Here is a 14952-nt window from a genome sequence, read left to right as displayed (position 1 = left end):
CGATGCGTCACGGCTGTGTCATCGAGATGGTTTAGTTTTTTCAGCAAGCTACGTTAACCCCTTATTGCCCAGGAACGTTCTCATGTCGAAAGTCGCGTCTGCCCCCGTTGATCCCAAATCGGTCGATCCTAACAACACCAAAGCCTGGGACGAGGCGAAGGAGCAGGCAAAGGAAGCCGGTATCCGTTGGGAGCGTCCCGAAGACGATAAGCGTACAGCGAAGGAAATTCTGGACGACAGCGAGCTGCTGAAGAACCTTGGCAATCAAGCGGGCGTGCGCGAGTCGTTAGAAAAGCGTGTGAACGGCAAGATCGGCGTGGATGCCGACGCGACCTACCGCGCCGTGCAGGTGCTGGAACATATCGAGCGCTTCGGTGGTGACGGAAAGCGCCTGGTTGGCGACGACATCGGCAATGGCGAGATAAACGGATTCTCCAAGGACAACGAGGCTTATAACGGGACCGAGGCCGGGCGGCTGCAGGATTTCGGTAAATACGGTTTCGCCAACCTCAAGGGTGAGCTGCAACATATCGAAAGCGCATCCGAGGATCCCAAGGCTCGAGAGCAGGCTGAGGCCCTGGGTATCGAATGGGAACTGCCAGAGGGTGACGATAGAACCGCCAAGGACATCATCGATAAGAACCCGTTGCTGAAGAACCTTGGCAATCAAAGTCACGTCAAGGAGATGCTGAAAGAGCGGGTCGGAGATTTCGAAAACGATCCTGATGCGGCGCACCGTGCTGCGCAGGTGCTAGAACACATCGAGCAATACGATGAGGATGGAAATCGCGTTGCCAGCAGGGACGTTGGGAACGGCGAAATCAACGGATTCCGTAAGAGTGGCGAGGCGGATCATGGCACCGAGGCTGGGCGTCTGCAAGACTTTGGCAAATATGGTTTCGAAAGCCTGAAGGGCAAGATTCGTGACAGCGGAAACGCTGCCGATGACAAGGACGCGCGCGCCAAGGCCGAAGCTCTCGGCATCCATTGGGAGCGTCCCGAAACGGACAAGCGCAGCGCCAAGGACATTATCGAAAACAATCCGTTGCTGAAGGATCTGGGTAACCAGTCCGGTGTCAAGGACATGCTGAAGGAACAGGTTGGCGATTTCGAGAATGACGCCGATGCCGCCTTCCGCGCCGAGCAGGTTCTGAAGCATATCGAGACTTATGATGCCACAGGGAACTCGACTGGCGGGACCAGCGATGGCAAGATCAACGGCTTTGATCCTGAAGGCCGAGCCAAGACCAATACCGAGGCTGCCCGGCTGCAGGATTTCGGTAAATACGGTTTTGACGCATTGAAGGGCGAGATGCCCGACGAAATCACTCCCAAGCATGAGGACGCGGCCGAAAAGGAACGCATCGACGCCGTCAATAAAGCACGCGAGGAAGCCGGCCTGCCGCCGATGGACAAGCAGGACGTCACACAGCTGATGACCTCGGACAAAGGCGCCGACGGCAAGAACCTGACGGTGACCGAATCCGCCTGGCAGCAGGTCATGTCCGATTGGAAAACCGGCATCGAGGACGGCTCGATCAAGGCCGATGATGACCGTGCGAAGCTCTACAACGCGATGAAGGCTGGCGCGTTTGTTGATAATGGCGCGCAGATGTATACGCTGAACATTAGCGAGGGTGTCACGACCCGCGCTGTCACGGGCAGCGACATGGAAGGCATCATCGACAGTGCCAAGGTCGATGAACAGATCGCGGAACTGATGAAGTCCGAGGCGGTGACCAAGGACATTACTGCAGCCCGCAAGACTGCGCTCGGTAAGGTCGAAGGTGGCGACAAGGTTGTCCAAGAACTGAAGGAGATGGCAGAGAGCTCGGAGTATGCGAAGTACATCCAGGAGCTCAGCAAGGATCCCAAGATGAAGCAAGTGGCCGAGGATGACATCTCCTCGACGTATACGTCACTTTTGGCAGCCGACCCAGAAGCCGCGGCCAAGTTTGCCCAGAACATGCAGATCGACAGCATGACGATGGAGCTAGACGCGCTGATGGCTGATCCAAGCAAGATCAGCGAAGAAAACCTGACCCTTGCCGGTTCTGATGTGGGCAAGATGCTGTTGACGCTGATCAAGAAGGCAGGGCTTGATCTGGGGCGCCGCGCAGCCGAAGCACAGAAATTCTTAGAAAGCATGCTGGGCGACAAAAAGACCAGTAAAGAATTTGCGCAGGCAATGGCCGAGCTCGGCGCGAAATATTCGCATACCGGCGAAGTGACGACAAAGGATGTCGAGAAAATCATCGGCAGCGGCAAATACAAGGGCCTTGAGGAGGGTGGTGGGCGCGCCTTCTTCGAAACCATGACCAAGGCTGGCGTCATCGGCTCACTGGGCGGCATGGTTTCACTGGCCTCGGGAATTTATCAGCTGGCAGGAAAGGGTGGAACACTGGCCGACACGCCTGAAGAACGGCTGGCTATCGCCAAGGATTTTGTCAGCTTCGTCGGTGCCGGCAAGCACTTCGCCGATCTGGGTAACCATATCATCGGTGAGCACAACAAAGGCGTCATCGAGTTTAACGAGTCGATCGACAAGAAATACGTTGCCAGCGATGCGCCGAGAGAGGGAGACGGGCCGAACCCGCTTGAGGACGAAACGCGCGAAGTAAAGACTCAGGCCGAAATCGACGCAATGAAAAAGCAGCCGGCGCGGTCGTTGCTGGGTTTGGACAAGACGCTGGACGATCTGCTGAGAAGCCCCTCTGCAACCACGCCCGCCGGAGCACACAACAACTACGCTGGTTTCTACGACGCGGTGGATAACGCGTTGTCGAGTTCGACGAACCGAGAAACCTACGAAAACCGGATGGGTGAGTTCGAGATCGACGAGAAGGAAGGCAATAAAATCATCAAGGCGGTTGAGGAGGGGATTCAGACCCGGCCCGGCGTCAAGGGGCCGGACGGTAGCCCGGCCAGTGGATTGCACAAGGGGGCCTCGGCATATCTCCTGGTGGCCAGTGCTGGCGCCGATACGTTTGTGGGGGCGGCGGACATCGCCATTGGGGCGCTGACCATCAAGAAGGGGCTGGCGTCCGGCGACGATACCACGACGGCCAAGGGTGCGCTTCAGGTCGCTGCTGGCGGCTTTGGTCTGGCGGGCGGCGTCGCGTCTTCACTGGGTCTGCTCAAGAGCCTGCAGTTCGTCAAGGTCGCTGCGGCGCCATCCTTCCTTGTCTCCGCGGTGTTATCCATCGCGACGGTCATTCCCGACATCATCAACGACATCAAGAAGACCAACCAGATCGACAGTTACCGTGCAGACATGCAGGAGTTCATGACCCAGTTGAACGATCAGGGTCTCTTAACCGAGGACGGGTTGGACAAATTCCGCTTCCTGGATAGCTATATGGCCAGCTATGGCCAGCGGGATGCACCGGACGGCATCAGCATCTTCGATTACCGCGATGAGGAAGTGGATCACTTCCTGAGTTATTGGGATAGTGAGAGCGGCAAGAAAGCCGAGGAACGCGGGCAGTTCTCCTCAACCTTCGGTCTGGATGAGGACAATCACGAGGACTACAAAGGCGATGGCGATAACCTGAATACCGATATGGAGGGGCAGGGCGGGTTGTCTTGATCTTTGCGCGAATTCAGCTGATCTGGTTTCTGCTCGAGATTGTGGTGAATACTTAGGAACCAACCTGACCCATACGCCAACCCTTCGGGGTTGGCGTTTTGCATTTCTGCGTTCTGTTCGCCGCGGCATTCGCCGAGGGCCGCAGGGCTAGGGTTTGCCCTAGTTTCTAAAACATCATACGAATACGTAATATCACTATCGCAAATATCCAATAATAGGGGACATAATGCGACTTGGGTGTATCGCAGACGACTTCACGGGTGCGACGGACGTGGCCAACAATCTGGTCCGTGCGGGTATGCGTGTCGTGCAAACAATCGGCGTGCCGAAGGACGCGGCAGATATCGATGCCGACGCCGTGGTGGTAGCGCTGAAGTCCCGTACTACCCCCGGCGCCCAGGCTGTTGCAGAGTCGGTGCAGGCGAGCGAATGGTTGCGCAGGCTGAATCCATCGGCACAGATTTACTTCAAGTACTGCTCCACATTCGACAGCACTTCCAAGGGCAATATCGGGCCCGTAACGGAGGCGTTGATGAACGCGTTGGGCACCACGTTCACGATCGCGACGCCAGCATTTCCCAATAACGGACGCTCGGTGTTCAAGGGGCATCTGTTTGTGGGTGACGTGCTGCTCAGCGAATCCAGCATGCGCCATCATCCACTGACGCCTATGACGGATGCCAACCTCGTGCGGGTGCTGCAGGCGCAATGTGAGCGGCGTGTGGGATTGGTGGACCATCGTGTTGTGCGTCAAGGACCTGATGCAATCAAGCAGCGGTTCGGACAGATCGAGCAAGAGGGTGTGTCGATCGCCATTGTTGATGCGATCGACAATGAGGATTTATTGGCATTGGGCGCCGCGACTGCCGACATGGCGTTGGTGACTGCCGGGTCCGGATTGGCGATGGGGCTACCCGCGCAGTGGGGGTTTGCACCTAATGCCAGCGCTCAGCGATTGCCAATACCCGGTGGGGCACAAGCGATTCTTGCTGGCAGCTGTTCGGCTGCCACGCAGCGTCAGATACGCGCTTTTATCGATGCGGGTGGTGCTGCTTTGGCACTGGACCCTGTGCAACTCGCGCAGGCAAAGGACCCCGTCGCAGAGGTATTGGCGTGGACGCAACTGCGATTGGCTAAAGGCGAGCGCGTGATGGTGTATTCGACGGCTGACGTCGAATCAGTCAAGGCTGTGCAGGCGCGGCTGGGGGCGCAGGTAGCGGGCGAGCTGGTCGAGCGGACATTGGGCGCCGCGGCGCAAGGTCTCGTGCAATGTGGTGTGCGGCAGTTGATCGTCGCGGGCGGTGAGACGTCGGGTGCTTGCGTACAGGCGCTCGGTATCGATCGCATGCAGATCGGTCCACAGATCGACCCAGGCGTGCCGTGGTGCTATGCGCACAGCCCGGCGGCATCCGAAGACGGCATGCATCTGGCGCTGAAGTCCGGCAATTTCGGCAGCGATGATTTCTTTATCAAGGCATTTGAGATGTTGAACGACGAGGCGTCCGTATGAGCGAGGCTGCATTGCTCGAGGAGATATGTTTCGTAGGCCGATCGTTATTCGAGCGCGGCTATGTGCATGCGACTGCAGGCAACATTAGTGCGCTGCTCGAGGACGGTAGTGTGTTAATCACGCCCACAGATGCGTGCTTGGGTCGTCTGACGCCGGCGGACCTCGTGCGTGTCGATGCGGCCGGCAGTGTGCCGGCAGGTGCGCGTCCCAGCAAGACTATTGTGTTGCATCGTCGGATCTATGCTGCCGAGCCTGCTGCCCGTTGCGTGATCCATACGCACAGCACGCATTTGGTGGCGCTGACATTGAAAGGCGTGTGGCAGGATTCGGATGTCGTGCCGCCGATCACACCGTACTTTGTGATGAAGGTCGGTCATGTGCCGCTGATTCCGTATTGCCGCCCGGGTGACGCGCAGGTCGGCGATCTGGTGGTCGACGCCATCGCCGCAGGGCAGCGCGCCGGCGCGCCATTGCGTGCCGTCATGTTGGACCGGTTAGGTCCTAACGTCTGGCACGAATCTCCCGCAGCCGCGATGGCTGTGCTCGAAGAGCTGGAAGAAACGGCGCGCCTGTGGCTGATGACGGGTGCCGACACGTTGACGGAACAACAGATCGACGAGCTGCGCACCGCGTTTGGTGTGCGCTGGTAAACGCGCTATATCCCATCCAAATCTTCCCTTGTCAGGACATCATGCTGAAATTTTCCGCCAACCTTTCGATTCTCTTTACTGAACTGCCTTTCGTGAAACGATTTGCCGCAGCAAAGAATGCGGGCTTTGATGCAGTGGAGTGCTGGTTTCCCTACGAGGACGCATCGGCGGCCGAGGTCCGTGCGTTGCTCGACGAACATCAACTGAAAATGATCGGCATCAACACACCATGGGGCGGGTCCGGTCAGTGGGGCCTGGCGGCGCTGCCCAGCTATGAGGCCGCGTTTGAAAAATCCGTGCGCGATACGTTGGCATTCGCTCAAGCCGTTGGAAATCCCGCGATCCACGTGATGGCCGGCCTGGCCGGCGATGTGCCAGCACTCGATGCACGTCGCTGTTACCACCGCAATCTTGAACGTGCGTTGCGTTGGGCAGAGGGCAGTGGTTCGATGCTAGTGATCGAACCACTGAATGGACGCGATCGGCCTGGGTATTTCCTGCATAGCGTGGATCAGGCCGCCGATATCATCGAACGCCAGGGCTTGGGTGATCTGCGGATCATGTTCGATTGCTATCACATTCAAGTAGAGGAAGGCGATGTGATCACGCGAATGCGCCGTCACTTCGACAAGATTGGTCATGTACAGATCGCCGGGGTCCCTGTGCGCGGTGAGCCGGACAAGGGCGAGTTGAACTACGTCGAGGTGCTGCGCGAGCTTAACAACCTGGGTTGGCAAGGTTATGTCGGCGCCGAGTACAAGCCCACAGGCACCTCGGCAGAAAGCCTGGGCTGGCTTGCTGATTTGCGCCGACTGGGCATCGCCGCCTGAGCCGGGCCACAGACCCTGTTTCACCACGTAGCACCCTTGGCATCACCAAACATAAGCACTTAGGAGACCACAAATGAATTTCACCATTTCTCGCCAGCGGCTGAGCCGCTACAGCCTGGGCCTGGTTGCGGCTTGCTTTGCCGCGGGCGCGATCGCCGCCGACTCGCCTGACTATAAGCAGCGCAACTTCAAATTGGGCCACGTGATCGCAGACGATCACCCGGCGGCACTGGGTGCCAAGCGCTGGCAGGAGTTGTTGGCCGAACGTAGTGACGGCAAGATCAAGGTGCGTATCCATGGTAACGGCAGCATCGGCGGCGATGCGCAGATGACCTCGGCCGTGCAGGGCGGTGTGCAGGAGCTCGGTATCATCACCTCGTCGCCGATCGCGAGCGTCGTACGTGAGATCGGCCTGCTGGATCTGCCGTTCACGTTCAATACGGCCGAAGAGGTCGACGCTGTGCTGGCCGGCAAAGTAGGGGACGCCATTGCCGAGAAGATGAATGCTAACGGCATGGTCGTCGTGGGCTGGATGGAAAACGGTTTCCGCAGCATCACCAACAGCCGTAGCCCCATCACCAAGTTTGAAGACATGCAAGGCCTGAAGATTCGCGTGTTGCAGAACCCGGTGTATATCGAGACCTTCAACACGCTGGGCGCAAACGCGGTGCCGATGCCGTTCCCCGAGGTGTACACCGCGCTGGAGTCGCGCGCGGTGGACGGTCAGGAAAACCCGCTGGGAACGACCAATACGTCTAAGTTCAACGAGGTTCAGAAGTACTTGAGCCTTACCCGTCACACCTATACCCCGTATGTGGTGGTGGTCAGCAAGCGTGTGTGGGACAAACTCACGGCTGACGAGCAGACGCTGCTGAAAGAAACCGCTATGGAAGCTTCCGAATACCAGCGCAAGGTGTCGCGCGAAAGCGAAGCGCGCTTTTTGGCGGAGCTGAAGGAGCGCGGTATGGAGGTCAATCAGTTGTCGGAGCAAGAGTCCAATCGTATGCGCGAAAAGCTCCAGCCCGTCATCGACAAATTCTCTAAGGATTTGGGCGGTGATCTCGGTGCCGAAATGATGGCCGAGATCAACGAAGTTCGCGGTACTTCCAATTAAGCATCGGAGTCACAATATGCAGATCGCCATTACCGGCGGAGGTGGTTTCCTGGCATCGATGCTGGTACGCCGCCTGCTGAATAACGGCCTGGCCGGCCAACCAGTCACCCGTATCGTCACTATCGATCTGGTGCCGTGTCCTGTGGTGGACCCCCGTGTTCAAAGCATGGTGGCCGACGTGGGTGACCGCGAGACGCTCACACGTGCCATCGCGGCGGACACCAAGGCTGTTGTTCATTTGGCCGCTGTCGTCAGCGGTCAGGCCGAGGCGGATTTTGATCTCGGCACGCGCGTCAATATCGATGCAACGCGCGCGTTGCTTGAGCATGTGCGCGCGCTGGGCACAAAGCCCCGATTCGTATTCACAAGTTCGGTTGCCGCATTTGGCGGCAAGTTGCCCGAGCGGGTGCAGGACGATACTCGGGCGCTGCCCCAGAGTTCCTACGGCGTGCAGAAGGTCATTGGCGAGCTGCTGGTTGGCGATTACACGCGTAAAGGCTTCATCGACGGTATCACGCTACGGGTACCGACGATTTCGGTGCGGCCCGGCGCGCCGAATAAAGCGGCCTCCAGTTTTGCGAGCGGGATCATTCGCGAGCCGCTGGCCGGCATACAAGCCATATGTCCCGTTTCACCCGAAATGCGGATGTGGTTGCAATCGCCCGATCGCGCGATCGACAACCTCTTGCATGCACTCACGCTCGATGGCGAGCTACTGGGTAATGACCGGACGGTGAATCTGCCAGGTTTGTCGGTGTCGGTAGGGGCCATGATCGATGCGCTGCGCATCGCGGCTGGCGAAGAAATCACGAAGTTGATCCGCTACGAACATGATCCCGCGGTGGAACGGATCGTGGCGTCATGGCCTAACGATTTCGATGCGGTTCGGGCGCGTGCATTGGGCTTTGTCGCGGACGAGGACTATGTGTCGGTTGTGCGTGCCCATATGGCACGCGTGGGTGATACGCCCTCGGCGACGCAGCACACGCCCGCTTGAAGGAGCACGCATGAAAAGGCTGATAGACGGTTATTTTCGGATGCTGGGCTTGATGATGGTGTTATGCCTGGTGGGGATGGTGGTTCTGGTGTTCGGCAATGTCGTGCTGCGGTATGGCTTGAATTCGGGGATCACTAGCTCGGAGGAAGTGTCACGCTGGCTGTTCGTCTGGTTAGTGTTCCTGGGCGCCATCGTGGCCCTGCGCGAACGTCAACACTTAGGAGTGGAGGTTCTGGTTCGCCGCCTGCCGGTGGTGGGGCAGAAACTGTGCCTGATTGTGAGTCAATTGCTCATGCTGGTCACGCTCTGGTTGTTTATGTCCGGCAGTTGGGAGCAGACCTTGATCAACCTGCACGTCGAGGCGCCTGCGACGGGATGGTCGATGGCCATCGTCTACATGGTGGGGATTGTTTTCAGCATCTCTGCAGGCGCGCTGGTGCTGTGGGATATGTATCGGTTGCTGTCTGGGCGCATGCGTGACGAGGATCTGGTCATGGTGACGGAGTCCGAAGAAAAAGCCGAGCTGGATAACCTGCAGCGTGAGCTCGCGCGCGCTGAAAGGAAACAGCTATGACCGTATTGATATTCGTCGGGGCATTGCTGGGCGCGATGGCGCTGGGCATGCCGATCGCATTTGCGCTGCTGGTGTCCTCTGTGGCGCTGATGTGGCATCTAGACATCTTTGATGCGCAGATCATTGCGCAGAATTTCATCGCGGGTGCGGATAATTTTCCCCTGCTGGCAATTCCCTTTTTCATGCTGGCTGGCGAGGTGATGAACGTAGGTGGCCTGTCGCGACGCATCGTCGATGTGGCCATGGTATTCGTTGGGCACGTCAAGGGCGGACTGGGTTATGTAGCAATCGTGGCGGCTTGCATCCTCTCGGCGCTGTCGGGCTCGGCGGTAGCCGATGCAGCGGCGTTGTCTGCGCTGCTGGTGCCAATGATGATCAAGGCTGGTCACTCCAAGGCGCGATCGGCGGGTCTGGTCGCGGCCTCGGGCATTATCGGGCCGGTGATTCCGCCTAGCATCGGCTTTGTTATTTTCGGGGTCGCGGCAAACGTCTCGATCACCAAGTTGTTTCTCGCGGGCATTATGCCAGGTATCTATATCGCGGCGGCGCTGTGGGTGACATGGTGGCTGTGCGTGCGCAAGGACAATCTGTCCATCGGATCTCGCGCCAGCGCACGCGATCTCTGGCGCGCAACGGTGCAGGCGAGCTGGGCCCTGATGCTGCCCGTGATCATCATAGTCGGTTTGCGTTTTGGTGTGTTCACGCCTACCGAAGCCGCCGTGGTGGCAGCTGTCTACGCATTGTTCGTCTCCACAGTGATCTATCGCGAGTTGAAGCTCGCACAGCTATATGCCGTGTTCATGGCGGCCGCACGTACGACGTCGGTGGTGATGCTGCTGGTGGCAGCAGCCTCGATCGCCGGCTGGTTGGTGACCGTGGCGGATTTGCCAGGGGCCATCACGGACCTGATGGAACCGTTCCTCGATAACCCGACGCTTCTCTTACTGGCTATCATGTTGCTGGTGATCGTGGTGGGTACGGCGATGGACATGACGCCGACCATCCTGATCCTTACACCGGTGCTGATGCCTATTGTGCGACAGGCGGGTATCGATCCCGTATACTTTGGCGTTCTGTTCATTATTAATATGTCCATCAGCCTCATCACGCCGCCCGTGGGCACCGTGCTCAGCGTCGTGGCAGGGGTGACCAGGCAGCGCGTCGATCATGTGATGCGGGGCGTGTGGCCGTTCCTGATCGCCGAGCTGATCATCTTGCTCCTACTAGTGCTTTTCCCGGTGTTGGTCACCGGTCCGGCCCGCTGGTTTAGTGGCTGATATAGTGGCTGATATCGTCAGGAGCCAGGGTATGAGTGAGCGCTCAGTGGGAGAGGCCAACAAACCTGCGGGCGGCACATTGGCCGACCGGGTGACCGCGGAATTAATGCGACTCGTCCGTGGTGGCGCCTATCCCGTCAATACGCGACTGCCGACTGAGCCACAGTTCGCCGAGCAGTTTGGCGTCAGCCGGACCGTGGTGCGGGAGGCCATCTCGCGTCTGAAGTCCGAAGGCCTGGTCGAAACGCGCCAGGGCAGCGGCACGATTGTGCTGAACCCAAAGCGTAATACCTTTCGCATTGATGCGCTGGGCGGGCAGATCGAGGCGCGAGCCGTGCAGGAAGTACGCTGCGGTCTGGAGAGTGAAATGGCGGCGCTGGCTGCCGCCCGCTGCAACGACGCTCAGGTCGCACGTATACAGCGGGCGCTGCGGCGTATCGACGATGCGGTGGCCGATGGCTGCGATGGTGTGGCCGAGGATATGGCGTTTCACGCGGCGATCGCCGACGCGGCACAGAATCCGTTGTTGACGTCACTATTGGAATTCATCGGGCATGTGCTGCGTGACGTGATCACGATCACACGTACACACGAAGCGCGGCGCGAGGACTTCTTTCAGCAGGTCAAGGCCGAGCACGCAGCGATTGCGGACGCCATCGCGCGCCGGGATGTGGAGGGCGCCCGCCGGGCGGCGCTGCAGCATATGCAGACATCGATTCAGCGTCTGACAGCTGCGGAGTCTGATGACGCAGGGGCTGCCCCCCTAGTTTGACCGTGAGAGCAATGCGCGCGCCCGTCGTGTCCGACATGCATCCGAAATTTCCATGTCGGATGAAGCGCCATAGCGGTAGATGATTTCGCGCCGGGGGCGTTTGCGCGCAAACTCAAGCCGGCCGAAACATAACTATGTCGTTACTCCCAACTGCCAGGGTACGAATTCGTTCTGGCCGTAGCCGTGTTGCTCGCTTCGGGTCTTCCGGCCCGATGCCGTGTCCAGCATGGCCTGGAAAATGTGTGCGCCAGCTTGCGCCAGCGTCATTGTGCCGTCCAACACTTCGCCGCAGTTGAAGTCGATGTCGTCCTGCTGCCGGCGCCACAGATCGGTATTGGTCGACAGTTTCAGCGATGGTACAGGCGCGCAGCCGTAGGCGGAGCCCCGGCCGGTGGTGAAACAGATCAGGTTGGCGCCGCCGGCCACCTGGCCCGTGGCCGACACGGGATCGTATCCGGGGGTGTCCATGAAAACCAGGCCCTTGGCCGTGACAGATTCGGCGTATTGGTAGACCTGCATTAGCGGCACGGTGCCTCCCTTGGCCACCGCGCCCAGCGATTTTTCGAGAATAGTGGTCAGCCCGCCGGCCTTGTTGCCGGCCGAGGGGTTGTTGTTCAGGTTGGCGCCGTATCGCGCACAGTGTGCTTCCCACCATGCAATGCGTTCCAGCAGTTTTCCTGCGACTTCAGGGCTGGCGGCCCGCTGCGTAAGCAAGTGCTCCGCACCATAGATTTCCGGCGTTTCTGACAGAATCGCCGCGCCGCCATGGCGCACCAGCGTGTCCACGGCCATGCCCAGTGCCGGGTTGGCGGTAATGCCAGAATAGCCGTCCGAACCGCCGCATTGCAGGCCGACCACCAGATGACTGGCGGAAACGAGTTCGCGCGTGGCCTGGTTGGCGCCGGGCAGCAGTTGCCGAACCCTGGCGATGCCGGTGTCGACGGCCTTTGCCGTACCGCCCATTTGCTGGATCGTGTACGTATGCAGGGCCGGTCCTTCGGCCAGGTCGTAGTCTGCCATCAGGCCGGCGATTTGATTGGTTTCACACCCCAGTCCGACGATAAGGACCGCGGCGAAATTGGCCTGGCGGGCATAGCCTGCCAGCGTGCGGCGCAGTACCGCAAGTCCGTCTCCCTCGGCATCCACCGCGCAGCCTTGTGCGTGGGTCAGCGCGACCACGCCATCTACGTTGGAGAAGGGTGCTAGTTCGTCCGGATAGATTTCGCGCCGGAAACGATCCGCGATCGCGCGGGCCACCGTAGCGGAGCAGTTCACCGAGGTGAGCACGCCGATGTAGTTGCGCGTCGCGACACGTCCGTCAGACCGCACGATTCCCATGAACTGCGCGGGCTGCGCATAGGGCACGATCGGGGCAGGGGGGTGTGCCGGCATGGCGGCGTGTCCGTGTCCGGTCATCGCCAAGTTGTGGACGTGCACGTGCTGGCCGGCGGCGATGTTCCGCGTAGCCACGCCGATGACTTGGTTATATCGCTTGACTGAACTGCCCTGAGGCAGCGGCCGGACGGCAATCTTGTGGCCAGGCGGAACCAGCCCGGCAACCCGGAGATCCGCGGCGGGTAATTCCATGCCCGCCACCAATTGGTGGCGGGCGATGGCGACGTCGTCATCGGGATGGAGCAGAATGATGGGTGTAGGGCGGGGCATGTAAGGGTGCCGGAAGGACAGGTCAGTTGCCGCGGGTCAGCGCAGCGGCGAGTACACGGTGGGTTCGAGCAATTGGTTTTCAATGCGGGCCACGATCGGCCCTTCGGCTTCGTAGCGCTCGCGCGCCTGCAACCACTGCGGATCGGTCGAGAAAGCGTTCCAGATGCGCTCGCGCTCGGCAAGGCTTTCCCAGCGCAGCATGAAGGTCAAGGCCTGGTTGGTGGGGCCGACCACGGTTGTCCAGAATCCTATTGCCTGAACACCGTGTTTTTGCCACAGGGGTAGCGTGGCGTCCTGGAAGCGCGCATGCAGGGCCGGCAGCCGGCCCTGGGCGCAGTGATAGATGCGCAGTTCGTGGATCATGGCTGGTTGGCAGCGGGCAGATCGACGTCATTGTATTTTTTAAAAATCGCGTTGAGCTTTCCATTGGCGCGATTCTCTGTTACCCACCGGTTCACCCAGTCCAGCAACGCCGGCTCGCCTTTGCGCATGCCGATGCCCAAATCGAAGTTCTTCACCACGAATTTGGTCTCCAGGTTGGCACTGGGATTTTTCTCCTGAATCTCCCGCAGCAGCGTCGTGGCCGTCGAGACGATGGTGGCTTGGCCGGTGATGCCCGCGGTGACAAGCGTCGCATCGTCGTCGTAGCGAACGATCTGGGCGCCCACCGCGCGCTTCATCAGTTCCGCCTCCTGGACATTGCCTCGTGTGATGGCGATCGATTTGCCCTTGAGATCGGCAAAATCCTTGATCGGCATGCTCTTGGGGGCCGCGACAACGATCTGTACCGCAGAATAGGGCACTGAAAAGTCGATCACTTTCGCGCGTGCCGGACTGATGGATAGGGTAGCGATCGCGACATCGGCTTTGTTGGTCTGCAGATATGGAATACGGGTCGGCCCGGTGACGGGCACGATCTCGAGCTGCACACCCAGGTCGGCGGCCAGCAGCTTCGCGGTCTCGACATCGGAACCCGTGGGCTTTAATTCGCTGTCCATCATTCCGTAGGGCGGTAGCGAGAGCTCGATGGCAACGCGGATCTTCTTGGCTTTCTGGATGTCGGCCAGAAGGTCGGCGTGCGCCGCTGACGCGGCCAGGGCCGTCAGGCCCAGGGCCAGTCCGTATTGGACAGCGCGTTTGGCGATACGTTGATACATGTTTTGTCTCCCTGATGTATGGGTATGGGTATGGGGTGTAACGGGTGCAGCCGTGCGCGTCCGACAGCCTGCGGCGCCTATAGCCCGCTGCCGACGAACTTACGCAATTCCTGGGTTTGCGGCGCACGCAGAATAGAAGCGTCGCCGGTTTCGTGGACCTTGCCTTCGTGCATATAGATGATCTGGTCGGCAACCTTTTCGGCGAAACCCATTTCATGGGTCACCAGGATCATGGTCATGCCCCCTCGCGCCAGTGATTCCATCACTTGCAGGACTTCGCCCGTCAGTTCCGGATCAAGTGCTGAAGTGACTTCGTCGAACAGCATCAATTGCGGTTCCATGGCGAGCGATCGGGCGATGGCTGCCCGCTGTTGCTGCCCGCCAGAAAGCTGTTCCGGATAGCTGTGTGCTTTGTCCGCCATGCCGACTTGAGCCAACACGCGGGCGGCGATGACTGCCGCGTCGGTGCGGGAAAGCTTGCGCACGAGTTTCAACGCCAGCGACACATTCTGTTCGACCGTCAGGTGCGGGAACAGGTTGTAGCTCTGGAACACGATGCCGACATCGCGACGTAGCGTTTTCAGATTGAGCTTGCTGTCGTGCAACTGGTGGCCGCATACCGTAATGGCACCGCTGTCGATCGATTCCAGTCTGTCGATGCAGCGTAGCGCGGTGCTTTTGCCCGAGCCGCTCTTGCCGATAATGGCCACTACCTGGCCCTTGGCGACTTCGAATGAAACCCCTTTCAGTACCGGAGTCTGGTCGAAGCATTTGTGAATGTTCTCTACTTTGACGATGGTTGTCATATCGTGTTTCC

At 59.4% G+C, this 14952-nt stretch carries 13 protein-coding genes; 9 read left to right on the top strand and 4 right to left on the bottom strand.

Features of this window, described 5'->3' with window-relative positions:
* Positions 1-82 precede the first annotated feature (82 nt).
* The 9 genes from ACNAZS_RS17475 (at position 83) to ACNAZS_RS17435 (ending at position 11313) form a co-directional block, all read left to right on the top strand.
* Positions 83-3589, top strand: a complete 3507-nt coding sequence (locus ACNAZS_RS17475) for a hypothetical protein (RefSeq protein ID WP_415791603.1) — start codon at positions 83-85, stop codon at positions 3587-3589.
* 226 nt (positions 3590-3815) lie between these two features.
* Positions 3816-5099 (top strand): 3-oxo-tetronate kinase, encoded by a 1284-nt coding sequence (otnK, locus tag ACNAZS_RS17470; protein WP_415791601.1) that lies wholly within the window; start codon positions 3816-3818, stop codon positions 5097-5099.
* Entirely contained in the window at positions 5096-5749 is a 654-nt protein-coding gene (locus tag ACNAZS_RS17465) for a class II aldolase/adducin family protein (protein WP_415791599.1), read from the top strand. The genes otnK and ACNAZS_RS17465 overlap by 4 nt, the downstream gene beginning before the upstream one ends.
* 41 nt (positions 5750-5790) lie before the next feature.
* A complete protein-coding gene (locus ACNAZS_RS17460) occupies positions 5791-6579 on the top strand; it encodes a hydroxypyruvate isomerase family protein (RefSeq protein ID WP_415791597.1) in 789 nt (262 codons plus the stop codon).
* Between the two features lie 73 nt (positions 6580-6652).
* On the top strand, positions 6653-7693 hold the full coding sequence (locus ACNAZS_RS17455; protein ID WP_415791595.1) for a TRAP transporter substrate-binding protein: 1041 nt from the start codon (positions 6653-6655) through the stop codon (positions 7691-7693).
* Positions 7694-7709: 16 nt separating this feature from the next.
* Complete coding sequence (gene denD / locus ACNAZS_RS17450; protein ID WP_415791593.1) at positions 7710-8690, top strand: D-erythronate dehydrogenase; 981 nt, start codon at positions 7710-7712, stop codon at positions 8688-8690.
* 10 nt (positions 8691-8700) lie between these two features.
* Positions 8701-9264, top strand: coding sequence for a TRAP transporter small permease (locus ACNAZS_RS17445; RefSeq protein ID WP_415791591.1), 564 nt, complete (start codon positions 8701-8703; stop codon positions 9262-9264).
* Positions 9261-10541 (top strand): TRAP transporter large permease subunit, encoded by a 1281-nt coding sequence (locus ACNAZS_RS17440; RefSeq protein ID WP_415791589.1) that lies wholly within the window; start codon positions 9261-9263, stop codon positions 10539-10541. Before ACNAZS_RS17445 ends, ACNAZS_RS17440 begins: the two co-directional genes overlap by 4 nt.
* A gap of 31 nt (positions 10542-10572) precedes the next feature.
* Complete coding sequence (locus ACNAZS_RS17435; RefSeq protein WP_415791587.1) at positions 10573-11313, top strand: FadR/GntR family transcriptional regulator; 741 nt, start codon at positions 10573-10575, stop codon at positions 11311-11313.
* Between the two features lie 132 nt (positions 11314-11445).
* Here ACNAZS_RS17435 and ACNAZS_RS17430 read toward each other — a convergent pair whose 3' ends face one another.
* The 4 genes from ACNAZS_RS17430 to ACNAZS_RS17415 form a co-directional block, all read right to left on the bottom strand.
* Positions 11446-12978 carry a UxaA family hydrolase gene (locus ACNAZS_RS17430; RefSeq protein WP_415791585.1) on the bottom strand — a complete coding sequence of 511 codons (1533 nt, stop codon included), beginning with the start codon at positions 12976-12978 and terminating at the stop codon, positions 11446-11448.
* Positions 12979-13014: 36 nt separating this feature from the next.
* Positions 13015-13341 carry an NIPSNAP family protein gene (locus tag ACNAZS_RS17425; protein WP_415791583.1) on the bottom strand — a complete coding sequence of 109 codons (327 nt, stop codon included), beginning with the start codon at positions 13339-13341 and terminating at the stop codon, positions 13015-13017.
* Positions 13338-14135 (bottom strand): transporter substrate-binding domain-containing protein, encoded by a 798-nt coding sequence (locus ACNAZS_RS17420; protein WP_415791581.1) that lies wholly within the window; start codon positions 14133-14135, stop codon positions 13338-13340. Before ACNAZS_RS17420 ends, ACNAZS_RS17425 begins: the two co-directional genes overlap by 4 nt.
* 77 nt (positions 14136-14212) lie before the next feature.
* Complete coding sequence (locus tag ACNAZS_RS17415) at positions 14213-14941, bottom strand: amino acid ABC transporter ATP-binding protein (protein ID WP_415791579.1); 729 nt, start codon at positions 14939-14941, stop codon at positions 14213-14215.
* Between the last annotated feature and the right edge of the window lie 11 nt (positions 14942-14952).

Source organism: Bordetella tumulicola, from assembly GCF_965138755.1.
Lineage (GTDB): Bacteria > Pseudomonadota > Gammaproteobacteria > Burkholderiales > Burkholderiaceae_B > Bordetella_A > Bordetella_A tumulicola.
Note: the sequence above shows the minus strand (reverse complement) of the source record. Positions and strands in the feature narration are given on the sequence as shown.

Bases quoted from the DNA above. Each gene is read 5' to 3' on its own strand.
- otnK (WP_415791601.1), top strand. From the start codon at position 3,816: ATGCGACTTGGGTGTATCGCAGACGACTTCACGGGTGCGACGGACGTG.
- ACNAZS_RS17455 (WP_415791595.1), top strand. From the start codon at position 6,653: ATGAATTTCACCATTTCTCGCCAGCGGCTGAGCCGCTACAGCCTGGGC.
- ACNAZS_RS17430 (WP_415791585.1), bottom strand. From the start codon at position 12,978: ATGCCCCGCCCTACACCCATCATTCTGCTCCATCCCGATGACGACGTC.
- ACNAZS_RS17435 (WP_415791587.1), top strand. From the start codon at position 10,573: ATGAGTGAGCGCTCAGTGGGAGAGGCCAACAAACCTGCGGGCGGCACA.
- ACNAZS_RS17420 (WP_415791581.1), bottom strand. From the start codon at position 14,135: ATGTATCAACGTATCGCCAAACGCGCTGTCCAATACGGACTGGCCCTG.
- ACNAZS_RS17445 (WP_415791591.1), top strand. From the start codon at position 8,701: ATGAAAAGGCTGATAGACGGTTATTTTCGGATGCTGGGCTTGATGATG.
- ACNAZS_RS17440 (WP_415791589.1), top strand. From the start codon at position 9,261: ATGACCGTATTGATATTCGTCGGGGCATTGCTGGGCGCGATGGCGCTG.
- ACNAZS_RS17415 (WP_415791579.1), bottom strand. From the start codon at position 14,941: ATGACAACCATCGTCAAAGTAGAGAACATTCACAAATGCTTCGACCAG.
- ACNAZS_RS17425 (WP_415791583.1), bottom strand. From the start codon at position 13,341: ATGATCCACGAACTGCGCATCTATCACTGCGCCCAGGGCCGGCTGCCG.
- ACNAZS_RS17460 (WP_415791597.1), top strand. From the start codon at position 5,791: ATGCTGAAATTTTCCGCCAACCTTTCGATTCTCTTTACTGAACTGCCT.
- ACNAZS_RS17475 (WP_415791603.1), top strand. From the start codon at position 83: ATGTCGAAAGTCGCGTCTGCCCCCGTTGATCCCAAATCGGTCGATCCT.
- ACNAZS_RS17465 (WP_415791599.1), top strand. From the start codon at position 5,096: ATGAGCGAGGCTGCATTGCTCGAGGAGATATGTTTCGTAGGCCGATCG.
- denD (WP_415791593.1), top strand. From the start codon at position 7,710: ATGCAGATCGCCATTACCGGCGGAGGTGGTTTCCTGGCATCGATGCTG.